The sequence below is a fragment of the Nocardioides agariphilus genome, assembly GCF_015352445.1.
GTDB lineage: Bacteria > Actinomycetota > Actinomycetes > Propionibacteriales > Nocardioidaceae > Nocardioides > Nocardioides agariphilus.
Map to the genome: position 1 here is coordinate 71894 of NZ_JADKPO010000020.1, position 15151 is coordinate 87044.

A 15151-nucleotide genomic window follows, 5' to 3' on the forward strand; every position below is an offset into this window, starting at 1 on the left:
TCGGCTTGGTCGTTACTTGTAGCGGTAGACGATCCGACCGCGCGTCAGGTCGTAGGGGGACAGCTCCACCACCACGCGGTCCTCGGGGAGGATCCGGATGTAGTGCTGGCGCATCTTGCCGCTGATGTGGGCGAGGACCTTGTGCCCGTTGCTGAGCTCCACTCGGAACATCGCATTGGGGAGGGCCTCCACAACGGTGCCCTCGATCTCGATCACGCCTTCCTTCTTCGGCATGTCCTCCGCAATCTGTCGTCTCGATGGGTGTCTTCCGGTCGGTCCGGGAACCTCCCGACCTAGGCTTGACCTGGATCGGTGGACCTCGTGGAGGTGCTCGGTCTCCTCATCCGGGGCGCATGCCGGTCTCTCGGGTTCTGAGAGGTCGGAGGCGCTCGGACAGCCGCGAGGCACGACGAAGCACGACCCACGTTGGGCCGACACGCCAGTCTAGCCCTGAGGTCCGGAAAACCCCCAATCCGGCGCCGGGCGGTGCAGCGCCGGCGAAAACGCGCAGCGCCTCAGAAGGTCGTCAGGCTCAACGCGGCGCGCAGGCGCTTCCAGCGGGAGACGGAGGCGGACATGGTTTCGCGCTCCCGGTCGACCTGCTGCCAGTACGTCTCGGCGTCGCCGGGGCGGGGCAGCCGGGGGCCGAAGACGTGGCTGTCGGCCTGGTGGGCCAGCGACCGGGCCCCGGGCGAGACGATCTGGAAGGCCTGCTCGCGTCGGGTGATCCCCGAGCCGACGGGGACCGGCTGCCCGAGGTCGCGGGCGTGGTCGACCAGCTCGCGCCAGGCCCCCACGAAGCGCGCGGAGACCTTCGCCCGCGTGCGCCGCCGGCGGCGGCGCACGAGCTTGGCCACCACGACCGAGGACAACAAGATCGTGAGGGCCAGCACGGGCACGACGACGTAGCGGATCAGCCGGCTCAGCCACAGCGCGACCGAGCCACTCACGTCCGGGTCGAGGTGGCCGGTGGTCGAGCGGCTCTTGCGGATCTTCATCTCGGTGTCGTTCTGGTCGCGAGAGCTCGACGGCGGCGGGATCGGCGCCGGCGGAGGCACCACGCTGCCGCTGAGCTGCTGCTTGCGGGTCGTCTGCTGCTCGGCCGGTGCGTCCTCGTCCATGAACAGGTCCGTCGAGAGCGTGCGCCAGGAGCCATCGGCGACCTGGATCTCCACCCACGCATGCACGTCGGCGCCGGTCACGACACCTCCACCAGGTACGACGGCACCGAGCACGACACGCGCCGGCACCCCGATCCGGTTGGCCAGCAGGGCCATCAGCGCGGCGTACTGCTCGTCGTTGCCGACCACGAACGGGGAGTTGACCCCACCGGTGTCGTCGGTGAGCCGGTAGCGGTTGTGGCCCGCGTGGTAGATCCGCTCGCTCTCGGTCACCCCGTCGGAGTAGCGCCCGTCGGACTTCAGGTGCCGCGCGATGGCGTACACCCGGCGCATCGGCTGCCGCTCGCCCTCGGACCACTGCACGGCCTGGGTGTCGAGGAAGCTGGCCGCGTCGGCGGCCTCGCCGACGTTGGTGGAGGTCGCGGTCTCGGGTGTGAGGTCGTCCTCGGGGCTGACCGCGGTGAAGACGTAGACGTCGCCTGGCAGCACCCCGGCAGGTACGACGGCCGACGAGGTGGCCAGGTTGTAGCGGAACGACTCCGCCAGGCGCTGGCTGTCGTCGTCGAGGAAGTCGATCGACTGGAGCGCGCCCAGCGTCGGGAGCCACACGCCGCTCCAGCCCGGCCCGATGGTCACGCGAGCGTCGACGGGTCGACCCGCCACCGGGTTGTCGATGACCCGCGAGACCCGCTGGTAGGTGTCGTTGGCGACGCCGGGCTGGGAGTTGTTGCTGGCGCCCCACACCACACCGTCGTAGCGGTCCAGCACCGCCAGCCGCACCCGGCTGCCGGTGGGCACCCCCTCGATGGTGAACAGCGTCGTGTCGTGGAGGTTGAGGGGACTGTGCTCGCCGGCCGGCAGCTCGACGTACCTACGGAAGGAGGCCAGCGGCGAGGGGTACTGCCCGACGTCGAACGGCGGCTCGACGTGGTCGCGCAGGATGACGCGTTGGGCGTCGTCCCCCGAGGCCCAGGTCCCGATGGGCAGGGCGAGCATGCCCGCCACCGCTACCAAGGTGGCTCCGGTCCCCAGCCGCAGCAGCCGTCCGCGGACGTTGCGCGGGGTGGTGAACGTCGACACGGTGCGCGTGTGCCGAAGTGCGAGCCAGGCCAGTGCGAGGACGGCGAAGACCGTGCCCTGCAGCCACAGCGCCTCGGGACGGTCGACCCCCAACAAGATGACCACTGCCAGCAGAGCCAGCGGCGGCAGGAGCGGCAGTGGCGCAGCGATGGCCATCCGGCGCGAGCGCACGAGCGCGAGCACGGCGCCCAGCAGGCCGGTGACCAGCCCCAGCAGCCAGGGCAGCACGAGCAGTCGTGACTCCCCGTCGACGGGCGGCAAGGTGGTGAGCAGGTCCTTCCAGCCGTGCAGCGCCTCGTGGACGAGCATCTCCCAGCTGCGCGGACCAGGCGTCGCAGCGTCCTGCCCACGCAGGCAGAGCACGGGACCGAGAAGGAAGTACCACGCCACGACGCCGAGGGCGGCGACCACGCTCGGCCAGCGCAGCACCACGGAGACGACGGTGGTGGTCAGCACGGCGAGCAGGGCGCCCGCCATCCCGATCCACCAGAACTCGCTCTCGGTGTACGTCGAGGCGAGGCCGACCAGGGCCGTCGCGATCAGCGCCAGGAGGAGCACGGCGTCGATGCCGACCTGGCGGGCCTGGCTGAGCGTCAGTCTGCGGAGGAGCCTCATGGCCGCGACCACCTGAGCAGGCCCGCCAGGTCGTCGACGTCGGCGACCCGGACGACGACGAGACCGCCGGTCTCGGTGATGCGGCTCGGCTTGGAGGGGTCGACGATGAGCGCGAAGCGGCGTACCTGCGGCGGGAACGCGGTCAGTGACCGCTGGAAGTCGTCGAAGTCGACCGCTCCCCCGCTGACCAGGAACAGCAGGCTGGTGTCCGGGGCGACCACCGCGGCACGGTGAGCAGAGGCGACCAGGCCGACGTCACCGAAGTCAGCCCGGCACACCGAGTCGAGAGCGAGATGACCCGTCAGGCCGGAGGAGGCCCGGGTGCCGCAGACGAAGGAGGTGTCGAACTCGTCGAGGGTGGCCCGGACGATGATCGACGCGGAGACCGACATCGCGGTCTCGAAGTCCCGCGCGTCGGCCCAGACCGATGGACGGTCGTCGACGACGAGGGCGACATGGCTACGACGCGTGTCGAGGTACTGGCGCACCAGCAGGCGACTCGCAGCGGTGGACGACATCACCTTGGCCGACGACCGCCAGTGCACGTGGCGCAGGTCGTCGCCGGGGACGTACTCGCGCAGCGTGTGGAAGGCCAGGTCGCTCTGGGAGACGGCATCGATGGCCACGCCCTCGAGGTCGCGGAGCAGCCCTGCGCCGAGGGAGTCGAGCGGGACCATGGGCGGGCGGACCAGGATCTCGACGACATCGGTCCACTCGACGTCGCGCGAGAGCATGCCGAGCGGGTCGCCGCGTCGGGTGGTGGCCGGGCCGACGGGGATCACGCCGCGGCGCTCGGTGCGGATCGTGAAGCTCTCCTCATGGGCTTCGTCGGGCCCCAGCCGGGGCACCCCGTAGCGGTGCACCATCGAGCCCACGCCGAGCTCGAGGACGGTCGGCAGCAGTCCGTGGGTGGCGATGTTGCGGACCCGGACGCTCGCGGCCACCGAGTCGCCGGCAGCCACGCGCTCGGGCTGGAGCACCACGTCCACGCGGACGTTGGTGCGACCGAGGAGGAACGGCAGGGCCAGCGCGAAGACCAGCAGGCACGCGGCCGCAAGCACGGCGACCTCGCGCCAGTCGGTCAAGGCGGCCGCCACCGCCAGCACCACACCGGCCGCCAGCACCGTCCACCCGACGGGGTTGACGATCCCCATGCGCCGGACCAGGAGTCGGTCCAGTGCCCGGCGAGGCCGGGTCCACGGGAGGGGCTGGCTGTTCACGGGGTTCGTCTCTCAGGTCTTCTCTCTCAGGCCATCTACCTCAGGCCACCCGGTCGGTGGGAGGCGCGACGTTGTCGAGCAGGCGGGCGATCACGGCCTCGACCGTCACGCCGCTGAACTGCGCCTCGGCATCAAGCAGCAGCCGGTGGCACAGCACCGGCTCCGCGAGCTCCTTGACGTCATCGGGCAGCACGTGGTCGCGGCCGTCGGCGGCCGCCCAGGTCTTCGCGACCCGCACCAGCGCCAGGCAGCCACGGGCCGACAGACCCAGCCGCACGTGGGGCTGGCGGCGCGACTCCTCGGCCAGCTCGGCGACATAGGTGAGCACGGCGGGGTCGACGTACACGTCGTCGGCCAGGCCGCTCATCTGACCGATCGTGGCCGAGGTGATGACGGGGTTGACCAGCGAGGCTCGGTCGCGGACCTTCGCGTTGACCAGTAGCTCGACGGTCGCGGCGCGGTCGGGGTAGCCCACGCCGGTCTTCATCAGGAACCGGTCGAGCTGCGCCTCCGGAAGACGATAGGTGCCGGCCTGCTCGATGGGGTTCTGCGTCGCGATGACCAGGAAGGGCCGGCCGACCGCGTGCGCCACGCCGTCGACCGTCACGCGGTTCTCCTCCATCACCTCCAGGAGCGCCGACTGCGTCTTGGGCGAGGCCCGGTTGATCTCGTCGGCCAGCACGATGGTGTGGAAGATCGGTCCGGGGTGGAACTCGAAGGTGCCCTTGTGCTGGTCGTAGACGGTCACGCCCGTCACGTCGGAGGGCAGCAGGTCCGGCGTGAACTGGATGCGGGCATGGCTGCCCTGGATGGTGTTGGCCAGCGCGCGCGCCAGCATCGTCTTGCCGGTGCCGGGGTAGTCCTCCAGCAGGATGTGGCCCTCCGAGAGGAGGCAGGTCAGCGCGAGACGTACGACGCGGCGCTTGCCGAGGACCGCCTGCTCCATGTTGGCGGTGAGCTGGTCGAAGGTCTTCTTGAACCAGTCGGCCTGTTGCTGGGAGATCGTCACGTGGGGCTCTTTCTGCGGGGGTTCACCAGGTGAACTGGGTCTGGGCTGTCTGGCCGAGCGCGTTGAAGCAGTCGATGCTCACGGTGCCGCCCGGGTTGCCGTAGAAGTCGATCGTGTCCTGGTCGGCGAGGGGGTCGTAGGGACGCGAGGGGCCGTTCTCGACCGAGCAGAACACTGCCGTGCCCGGCACGTCGAGGCGCCAGCCCCCGAGCTTGAGGTGGACGAATGCACACGCCGACGACGTGCAGCCGGGTCCGCCTGCCCCGGCGTCCGCAGAGGTGCAGGCCGGGAGGCCGGCGCCGGGGTCGTCGCTGCAGGAGGCACCTCGCGATCCGGCCACGGTCGCCGGCGGCCGGCGCTCGGTCGTGGCCGAGGCGTTGACCGACGCCGGGCCCCGGTCGGGGTCGCGGTCGACGAGCGTGACCGTGACGTTCTCGGTCTGGTCGTAGTCGAGCTCGAGGGTCTGCGTGGTCACGGTGGTGACGCCGATCGGGAGGTTGAACTGCTCGTCGCGACCCTGGTCGCTGGTCACGTGGAGCACGGCCGGGTCGCCGTTGCTGTCGACCTCGATGGTCCAGGAGATCGACCGGACGTTCACATTGGCGCGGACGTCGTGGATCTGACCTTGGTTCAGCGGCCCGTAGGTCTGGACGGACTTGGTCGACGACTGGGTGCAGGCGCCGCCTTCGTTGCACACCTCGAGATAGACGTCGTGGGCCGAGAGGTTGTCGGGCACGTCGAAGGTCTCCGACTGGTCACCGAGTCCCTGCAGCTGCCGCACCCGGACCCCGTCGACGTAGATGCGCACCAACGACTCAGCACCTCGTGAGGACGGCACCGTGAACTTCGCGCGCGCCTGGTTGTTCTGCCCCGTAGCGCTGAGCTGCCAGCTGCCCCACGACACCGGCTTGCCGGTTGCCCGCCACTGGGTCTCCGGGCCGATGGGTGAGGACTTGCCGCCAGCGTTGGTCGCCATCACCGCGAAGCTGTAGACGTGGCCGTCGTAGACCATGTTGGCGCTGTCGCAGTTGGGGGTTTTGATGCCGTTGCATGCGGCGATCTTCCGGTTGTCGCGGTAGACGGTGTAGCGGACGGGCTCGGGTCCGTTGGCGTCGACCCGCGGCCAGGTGAGCGAGACCGCACCCGCCGACCCCGCGGTCTCCTGGTCGGTGAGCGTGGGGGGTGCGGGGGTTTGCGGGGTGCCGACAGGCTGGAACGGCGCCGAGGTCAGGCTGACCCCGAACGCGTTGCGCGGACGCACCGTGAACACGTAGGTCCGGTGGTTGTCGAGTCCGCGGATCGTGGCCGTGGCCTCGGTGACGTTCTGCTGGCCGCCTTGCCAGCTCACGGTGTAGGTCGCGTGCCCACCGCCCTTGGTCTCCAGGGGCTTCCAGGCGATCCGCAGGAAACCGTCGCCGGCCTCGACCAGCCGGATCGTGCCGCCCAGCGAGATCTCGACGTCGGGCGTCGCTGGGCCCGAGAGCCCGCTCCAGCCGGAGTAGCCGACGGCATTGTGGGCGCGGACCCGGAAGCGGTACTCCGTCAGGTTGGTGAGGCCGGTGACCACGCAGGAGGTGGCCGCGCAGCGCTGGGTCCGTCCGCCGGGTTGGGCCCTCACCTCGTAGTAGTCGATCGGGGCGCCGTTGGCCTGGGGCGCACGCCAGTCGAGTGCGACGCGAGAGTCGAGGATCTCCTTGCTGGGGACCGGCGTCGACGGCACCTCGGGCGCACCCAGCACCTGGAGCACGATCCGGCCCTCCACCCGACGACCAGGACCCGACCTACCGGCGACGTCGCTCATCACCACCCGGAACACCGCCCGGCCGTGCGTGTCTGCTCCCGTGGCGATCGTGACCGAGGACCCCGACGAGGTGATCTGGACGTCGAGCCCGGAGAGCTGGCGGGCATTGACCACGGTCGGCACGGGGTCGACCACTCCGGGGATGAGGTAGGGCGCCAGGTTGATCGTCTGGGTCTCCCCCGCCCGGATGGAGGTGATCCGGATCGGTGCCAGCGAGGGCGGCGGGGTGCGGACGACGCGGATCGTGATCGCCCCCGGAAGGCTGTTGCCCGCGGCGACGCGCAGGGTCCCCCGCTCGCCCGGTCGCGTCGCGCCGGAGGCGTCGATCTCCACGACGCCACGGTCGAAGACCTCTGCGGTGAGCCCCACCGGCGACTCCTCGGCGAACTCCGCCGACCAGGTCAACGTCGCCTCGTCGGACTCCGAGGGCGTCCAGACGTGGCAGACCGCGCCGAGGTCGAGGCGCACGAATCCGGCCTGCGGCACCTCGATGGGCTGCTCGGGGCAGCGCAGGATGGGTCGCGACTCACCCACCAGCACCGGGATCGACACGATCGACCGAGCGGCATCGGGGTCGTCGACGGACGTCCCGGTCGTCACCTCGACGACGACGGCCCCCGGACCCTCGTACTTCGGCCCGGCCGTCACCGCGAACCGCTCCTCGTCGAGCACCTCGGCCTGGACCGCCGGGCCGGGCGAGGCCCACACCCGACTCTTGAGGGTCAGGTGCAGCGGGCCGCCCGAGGGGTTGGTGACGAAGTCGGCCAGGTCGAGCTCGCGCCGCTGTCCGGGTCTGACGGTGATCAGTGCGTCGGGATCCACGACCGGGAGGTTGGTGTCGGCAGGGGGCACGTAGAGGGATGCCGTCGCCGAACCGCCGTCGCGGTCCTCCACCCGGAACGGCACGACCATCGGCTGCGCACCGCGCTCGACGGTGACCTCCGCGCCGTCGATGCTGGCGACGACGCCCGGCGGCGCGTAGACCCCGCTGACCACGAGGTCCTCAGCGGGGCCGTCCGGGTCGTAGGCGCCGCTCGTCGACCCCGACGCGGCCACCCCGTCTCGTGGCTCCTCGGCGGCCGACAGCACGTCGACGGTGATCGAGGTGCCGTCGCCGGCGGTGCCGAAGGCGTCCGAGACCACGGGCGGGTTGTTGAAGCCCTTGCGCGTGCGCACGGTGAGCGTGGACTGGGTGCTGGCCAGGCCGTCGGTCATCCGGTAGACGACCTCGAGGGCGCGGCCCTCGCCGAGGGAAGCCGTGACCTCCGGATCCACCTGGACCGGTCCGGTCCCGGAGACCAGTCGCACCCCGGCCGGTGGGTCGACCAGCTCGAGCGAGATGCGACTCCCGGGCGCGACGAGGTCGTTGGCCAGCACGTCGGCCAAGGCGGTCCGGCCGGGTGCGACCGTCAGCGAGTCGGCGATCGCGAGCGGGGGCTGGGGCGGGCCCGGGGGGGCGATGACGACCCGGACGGTCCCGGTCGAGGTAGCGCCCAGCGAGTCGGTGATGCGATAGGTGAACTCGTCGGTTCCGGCGCTGCCCGGGTAGGCCGTGTAGTCGATCGAGTTGGCCCCGATCCGGGTCACGCGACCCTTCGTGGGAGCCGAGTCGAGGGCCAGGATCGTCACGGCATCGCCATCGGGGTCGACGCCGTACCCGGGCAGACGCAGCTTCACCGGCTCGCCCGACACCGTCCGGCCCTCCAGCACCTGCGGCTCGGGCGGGTGGTTGGTCGCCGGGTCGACCGGCAGCACCAGCGCACGGACCCGTCCGGTGGCGGTGTCGCCCTGCTCGTTGGCCACCTGGTAGCGGATGAGAAACCGCTGCGGCCCCTCCAAGCCGGTCGGGGCGACGTAGCGGACGGTGCGCCCCGATACGAAGGCCGCGCCGGTGTCGACCACGCTGCTGCCCTGGGCGCGTACGTCGAGCTGGCCCGCGGGAACGTCCGCACCGATGCCGCCGGAGCCCCCGACCAGGGTCAACGTGCCGCCCGAGGGACTGAAGTCGTTGTCGAGCACCGAGATGGCCTGCGAGGACCCCTCCCGCACGGTGACGTCGTCGGTCATGGTGACCGGCACGTCGTCAGCCGGGGTCCGACGCTGGCTGACCACGACCTGACCCACGGCCGACTGCTGGCCGTTGGTCACGGTGTAGCGGACCACCTGCGGGCTGGGGGTCAGCTGGCCCTGCCGCGCGGCGATGCGCAGCCAGCGGCCCTCGATGACGGCCACGTCGAGCTGGTTGTCGAAGAGCGCCTCGGCGCGCTGGACCGACAGCAGTCCGCCCGCAGGGTCGACGTCGTTGGCGAGGACGTCGACGACCGCTCCTGCCTGGCCGTAGAGCGTGAGGTCGTCGGGGACGGCGACCGGCGGCGGGGGCGGGTTGGCCGGCGGCCGGACGTCGACGCGGATCTTGCCGGTGTCGGTGTCGGCACTCCCGTAGGCCGCCTGGTACTCCAGGAAGTAGGTCTGTGCCGTGTCGGAGCGCAAGGTGACCGTGCCGTTGACCAGATCGGTCGTCACCTCCGCGCCCGGCACGTCCGCCACGTCGCCCGCGAGCTTGAGGACGGCGTCCGGGTCGATCGGGTCGGCGCCGGGCAGGTCGTTGGCCAGCGGCTTGACGGTGATCGGCTGGCCGGTCTCACCAGCGATCACGTCGGAGTTGGCGGTGGGCGGCACCGGCTCCCTGGCCTTCGGGTCCTGCACAGTGAAGTCGAGGACCTCGGTCACGGGGTCGCCGAGTCCGTCGGTGACCGCGTAGGTGACGGCCACCTGTCCCCCCTCGTCGGGGGCCTGGAAGCGGACGGCGCCGGTCGCGGTGATGCGTGTCTGCGCGGCTGCTAGCGCGGGGGTCGGTGCCGAGGTCACCTCCGAGCTCAGCGTCGAGACCGGGTCGCCGTCCTCGGGGTCGCGCCAGTCGGGCAGGACCGGTACGTCGATGGTGCCCCCGGCGGGTACGGTCCACACCCGCGGCTCGAAGCCCTCGCGCAGACGGGGGTCGGAGTTGCTCCCTGCCTGGGAGATCGCCACCCGCACGGTCGCGTGGGCCGAGATCGAGGCCCGCCCGTCGTCGATGAAGTACTCGAAGCTGGTGCCGCCGACGGCGTCGGGCGCCAAGGTGACCTGCACCGTCTGTCCGTCAGGACTGATCGCCAGGCGGGCATCCGAACCGCCCAGTGGCCGCACGGACCGGATGGCGAGGAGCCGACCCGACGGCGCGGTGTCGTTGTCGAGCGGGTACAGCACGGTCGTCCGGCCGGGTCGAGCTCCCAGGTTGTCGCGCACCGCCTTCGGCGGCCTGCGGTCGCCCTCGTCGGTCCGCTCGTCGTCGTCGTCCTCGTCGGTGTCGTCGGCCTGGAGGTTGAAGGCATCCCAGTTGTCGAGCCGGGTCGGCTGGTTGGAGTCGACGTCCCACACGTGTCCGCTCCCGCGGTCGTTGAGCACGATCTGCCCGCGGTTGGTGCGGAACACCAGGTCGGAGGTCGCAGTGTCGAGGGCCTGGGGTCGGGCGCCCGCGTCGCCGCACGCGGTCACCGCCGCACCGGACGCGCCGGCCCACGCGGCGTACCGGCAGTCACCCAGCCTGACCGGCCGCGCCGGCTCACCCTCGACGCCGTCAGCCACCGTGGTGACCTCACCGGAGGCCAGGTCGACCGACAAGAGCGCGTCACGGGCACCGACGAGGACGAAGGCCGCGCTCGGACCCGGCTGCTGGAGCACCGAGCCCTGCGGCACCTCGGCCTCGCTCCCGCCGTCGACCCACACCCGGCCCGAGGCGGAGTCGAGCACCACCGTCGTCGCCCCGACCGCCGTCACCGCGATCGCGTCGCTGAAGGCGGGACCGGGCAGGTCCTCGAGCATGGGACCCGCGAAGCCGACGTCGCCGTCGCGGCGCAGCGTCAGCAGCTTGCCCTGGGCGGCGGACACAGCGTGGATGGTGCCGTCGAGGCCGACAGCCAGCGCTGCGTCCTCCCCCACGGAGGCCAGAGGGGTGTTCTGGGCGGACAGGGAGCTGAGGCTGGGCACCCCGACGTCCGGGTCCTCGGTGGCGGCCCACAGCCGTCCGGTCTCGGTGTCCAGCACGGCGACGCTGCCGCCTGCCATGCCGACCGCGGGGCTGGTCGGGATGGCGGCCTGCTCGGCACTGACCATCCGCATCTGCGACGGGTCGAGCGCCACCACCGTTGCGTCGGAGAGGTCGACGCCCACGACCGACGAGCCGTCCTGCACGATGTCGAGGTTGGAGTCGAGCCGGGAGAACACCGTGCCGTCGAGCTCGCCGATGGGCTTGTTGATCCGGCCGTAGGACCCGTCCTGGTTGCTGGTGACCCAGATGCCGCCGTCGTTGAGCTCGGTGGTGTGGGCCTGGTAGCCGTCGGCCTGCACGGCGTACACGACCACCCCGCTGACGGCCACCAGCAGGGCCACCCAGGAGGCCACGCCCGGGAGGTGGCGGGGCACGTTACGGGGCACCACAGACGCTCGCCGCGCGAGGCCCGGTCCGGAGGTGGGGGCCTCGCGTCGGCGTAGCAGGTGGCGCCCGAACGGCACGCTGTTCCTCTCTCGATCACAAGTCGGGGGGCAAAAGTCGGGCCCGATCACGCACAACCGGGTCTCCCTGGATGACAATGGTGACCCAGCCTGGCCTGTCTAGACAGCGAAAGGGGCCAATCGGGTGACGCCTGACGTGTGGTACGTCGCGGGATCCGGCCTGCTCCTCGGAGCCGACAAGCGGTGGTTGCTGCTCGACGACATGCCCGAGGACTCCTTCGTGGCCACGCTCTACGACACGATCGCCGGGTCCAACATCGACCGGGTACTCGCCGTCTTGGAGAGCCATTACGGCGACCGGCTGCCTGCGCTGGCGATGATCGGAGCCGGACGCGAGATCGTGCGCGGCAGCGGTGAGGTCACCACCGACCGGGCCGGCGTGATGCTCAGCCTGGGCACCGACTCCACCGCAGCCGCCACCGGCCGGCGGCTCCCGTTCCGTGGCGGCGTGGTGCCGGCAGCGCTGGTCGAGATCCCCGTCGAGGGTGCCGGTCAGGCAGCCAACCCCGGGCTGATCGACGGGATCCCCGACGAGGTGCTCGCCGCCGTCGGCCCCGACATCCCGGTGCGCGCACGTCAGACTGCCCGCGAGGCCACCGAGGCGGCTCGCCGCGCGGCCGGCCTCACCGGCCCCCGCCCCTCCCCCGACTCCGACGCGACCGGCCCGATCGACCTGGGGCTGACCCGCGAGCCGCCCGCGCCGCCGCCCGGCGGCCACGACGTCGACGCACACACCGTGGTCCGGTCCAGCAGCACCGACGGCCCACCGCAGCCGGTGCCCGAGCCCGAGTTCGAGCTGCTGCGCGAGCACACCCACGAGACCGTGATGGCGACGTACTGCCCGCAGGGGCACGTGAACCCGCCCTACGCCCCCACCTGCCGCGTGTGCGGCACCGCCATCGCGCGGCAGGATCCCCAGCGCGCACCACGTCCCCTCCTGGGGCTGCTGCGGCTGCCCACCGGCGAGAGCGTGCCGCTCGATCGCGGGGTCGTGCTCGGACGCAAGCCGGTGCCGGTCAACCCCCACGCCCCGATGCCGCACCTGGTGGCGGTGCCCCAGGAGGCGAGCTTCGTCTCCCGCATGCACCTGCAGATCGAGCTCGACGGCTGGTTGGTGATCTGTCGTGACCTCGGGTCTCGCGGCGGCACCACGCTGACCATGCCGGGGCGCAGCGCCGAGCGGTTGCGGGCCATGGAGCCGCACGTGCTCGAGCCCGGGTGCCGGGTCTCGCTGGCCGATCAGTACGCCGTGGTCTACGAGGTCACCGCGTGATGTCTCCCCAACCTCGACCAGCGGTTCCGTGAGCGGTCCCCCTCAGATACCGGGGTTCACCTACCTCCAGCACATCGGCCAGGGCGGCTTCGCCGATGTCTATCTCTACGAGCAGGAGTGGCCGCGCCAGCGGGTCGCGATCAAGGTGGTGCGGCCTGACGTGCCCCTCACCGAGCGCGAGAAGGCGATGTTCGCCACCGAGGCCGACGCGATGGCCCAGCTGGCCGACCATCCCTACATCGTCAGCGTCATCACGGCGGGCACGACGAGCCCCGAGGAGGGCTCTCGTCCCTACCTGGTGATGCGCTACTGCCCGCCGCCCGATCTCGGCCAGCGGGTCCAGGTCAAGCCGATGACGGTCAGCGAGGCGGTGGCGACCGGCATCAAGCTCGCCAGCGCGATCGAGACCGCGCATCGCTCCGGCATCCTGCACCGCGACATCAAGCCGGCCAACGTGCTCGTCACGACGTACTCCGAGCCCGCGCTGTCGGACTTCGGGATCGCGGCGCGCCTGCACGAGACCGATGGTGACTCCGAGGTCCGGATCAGCTATCCCTGGTCTCCGCCGGAGCTGCTCGACGGCCGGTCCAACGGCACCGTGGCCACCGACGTCTACTCGCTCGGCGCGACCATCTGGAACCTGCTCGTCGGCCGCTCGCCCTTCCACATCCCCAGCGGCGACAACTCGGCGCGGGCGCTGACCGCGCGGATCCTGCACTCCAGCCCCCCGCGCACCCAGCGCCCCGACGTACCTCCCGCCCTCGACCTCCTGCTCCAGCAGTGCCTGGCCAAGGATCCCCGGCACCGGCCGAGCAGTGCCCTCGAGGTCGCCCGCGCACTGCAGCGCATCGAGGCGCAAGCCGGCCTCCCCCGCACCGTGATCGCGGTGGAGACCGACCTGCCGACCCTGCAGGACGTCTCCGCGCACAGCAGCGGCGAGGCGACCGCGGTCAAGCCGGTGACGCTCGACCCGGGCACCGGCACCTCACCTCGGGGCGCCGTCGCGTCCCCGCCCGCCGAGGAGGAGCCGCCGACATCGGCCCAGACATCGGGCCAGACATCGGGCCAGACATCGGGCCAGACATCGGGCCAGACATCGGGCCAGCGCTGGGGCGCCCTCGGGCTGTTGGCGATCGCCGCGGCGCTGCTGGTCGTGGGCGTGGTCCTGTTCACCACCGCGGGCGACGACGGCTCGACGCCGATCGGTCTGGAGACCCCCACGCCGACCCAGTCCAGTCCCAACGGGCTGGACCCCGGCGCTCCCACCGTCGCGCCCGAGGTCACCGGCCGGCGTACCACTCAGGGTGTGCTGTTCCGCTGGTCCTCGACCGAGGCCTCCACGACCGGGGACACCTGGCAGTGGCGCCGCGCCGACACCGGCGCGGGACAACGCACCACCGACACCTCCGTGACCGTCCTCGCCGACAAGCGGATCTGTCTCCAGGTGCGGCTCATCCGCGACGGCTTCGCCTCGCCCTGGGGGAACCGATGCGTCGACTGACGTTCGCTCTCATCGTGGCCATGCTGTTCACCGCGGCGGCGGCGTCGGCCGCCTCAGCCACGACCGGTGACCGGATCCGTGAGCTGCTCGCGACGGTCGAGGTGACCGCCACGGCGCCCTACCACCCTGGCTACGACCGCGACTGCGACCCGGGAGCGTGCGTCTTCGGCGAGGAGTGGACCGACGACAACACCACACGGTTCGGTCACAACGGCTGCACGACGCGGCAGGACGTACTGCTGGAGCAGATGCACCACATCGAGCTGCGATGGGGCTCGAAGTGCCGGATCTACCAGGCTCGGATGCGCGACCCCTACACGGGGCGCTACGTGACCTGGCGGCGAGACGGCTACCGGATCCAGATCGACCACGTCTATCCGCTCTCGCGCGCGTGGTACGCCGGAGCGTGGGCCTGGTCGCAGCACCGGCGGGTCAACTTCGCCAACAACGTCGACCGCGAGCTTGTGGCCACCTGGGGTCAGGCCAACCAGGACAAGGGCAACCTGACCCCGGCTGACTGGCTGCCCCCGCGCGAGGCCTACCACTGCCGCTACGTGCTGAAGTACCTCCAGGTGGCGGTCCGCTGGGACCTCTCGATCACCCAGGCGGACGCCGACGTGATGCAGGACGTCGCCTCGCGCTGCTAGCGCCCCTCTCCGTTGGCTGAGGAGGGCGCGCTCTTCCGCTGGTTGAGGAGGTTGCGCCGCCTCCGCTGGTTGAGGAGGTTGCGCCGGTCTCCGCTGGTTGAGGAGTGCGCTAGCAACCGTCTCGAAACCCGGTGAGTGGACAGTCGCTCGCCCGTGTCGCTGGTTGAGGAGGTTGCGCCGGTCTCTGCTGGTTGAGGAGGTTGCGCCGGTCTCCGCTGGTTGAGGAGGTTGCGCAGCAACCGTCTCGAAACCAGGTGACCGCGACGTCGGCGGTTCACTCGCGGGGTTTCGAGACAGGCGCTAGCGCGCCTTCCTCAACCAACGGGGGGGCGG

8 protein-coding genes are annotated in these 15151 nt (G+C 71.4%); 3 read left to right on the forward strand and 5 right to left on the reverse strand.

Going from position 1 to position 15151, the window contains the following annotated elements; all coding sequences use genetic code 11:
- Nucleotides 1-12 precede the first annotated feature (12 nt).
- From infA to ISU10_RS23875, 5 genes are all read right to left on the reverse strand, one after another.
- Nucleotides 13-234: a translation initiation factor IF-1 gene (infA, locus tag ISU10_RS15140; RefSeq protein ID WP_011757309.1), complete on the reverse strand. Its 222-nt coding sequence runs from the start codon at nucleotides 232-234 to the stop codon at nucleotides 13-15.
- A gap of 281 nt (nucleotides 235-515) precedes the next feature.
- Nucleotides 516-2816 (reverse strand): transglutaminaseTgpA domain-containing protein, encoded by a 2301-nt coding sequence (locus ISU10_RS15145; RefSeq protein WP_194697239.1) that lies wholly within the window; start codon nucleotides 2814-2816, stop codon nucleotides 516-518.
- Nucleotides 2813-4036: a DUF58 domain-containing protein gene (locus tag ISU10_RS23870; protein ID WP_194697240.1), complete on the reverse strand. Its 1224-nt coding sequence runs from the start codon at nucleotides 4034-4036 to the stop codon at nucleotides 2813-2815. The genes ISU10_RS15145 and ISU10_RS23870 overlap by 4 nt, the downstream gene beginning before the upstream one ends.
- 40 nt (nucleotides 4037-4076) lie before the next feature.
- Nucleotides 4077-5045 (reverse strand): AAA family ATPase, encoded by a 969-nt coding sequence (locus ISU10_RS24170; protein ID WP_194697241.1) that lies wholly within the window; start codon nucleotides 5043-5045, stop codon nucleotides 4077-4079.
- Nucleotides 5046-5067: 22 nt separating this feature from the next.
- On the reverse strand, nucleotides 5068-11307 hold the full coding sequence (locus ISU10_RS23875) for an Ig-like domain-containing protein (protein ID WP_194697242.1): 6240 nt from the start codon (nucleotides 11305-11307) through the stop codon (nucleotides 5068-5070).
- Between the two features lie 214 nt (nucleotides 11308-11521).
- Between ISU10_RS23875 and ISU10_RS24175 the strand changes: the two genes are divergently transcribed.
- Genes ISU10_RS24175 through ISU10_RS15175 form a run of 3 tightly spaced genes read left to right on the forward strand, consistent with a single transcriptional unit; the run spans nucleotide 11522 to nucleotide 14818 of the window.
- Nucleotides 11522-12670: an FHA domain-containing protein gene (locus ISU10_RS24175; RefSeq protein WP_194697243.1), complete on the forward strand. Its 1149-nt coding sequence runs from the start codon at nucleotides 11522-11524 to the stop codon at nucleotides 12668-12670.
- Between the two features lie 28 nt (nucleotides 12671-12698).
- The gene (locus ISU10_RS15170) at nucleotides 12699-14171 is read left to right on the forward strand and encodes a serine/threonine-protein kinase (RefSeq protein ID WP_194697244.1); all 1473 of its coding nucleotides are present in this window, start codon (nucleotides 12699-12701) and stop codon (nucleotides 14169-14171) included.
- Nucleotides 14159-14818, forward strand: a complete 660-nt coding sequence (locus ISU10_RS15175) for an HNH endonuclease family protein (RefSeq protein ID WP_194697245.1) — start codon at nucleotides 14159-14161, stop codon at nucleotides 14816-14818. Before ISU10_RS15170 ends, ISU10_RS15175 begins: the two co-directional genes overlap by 13 nt.
- The last annotated feature ends 333 nt before the right edge of the window (nucleotides 14819-15151 follow it).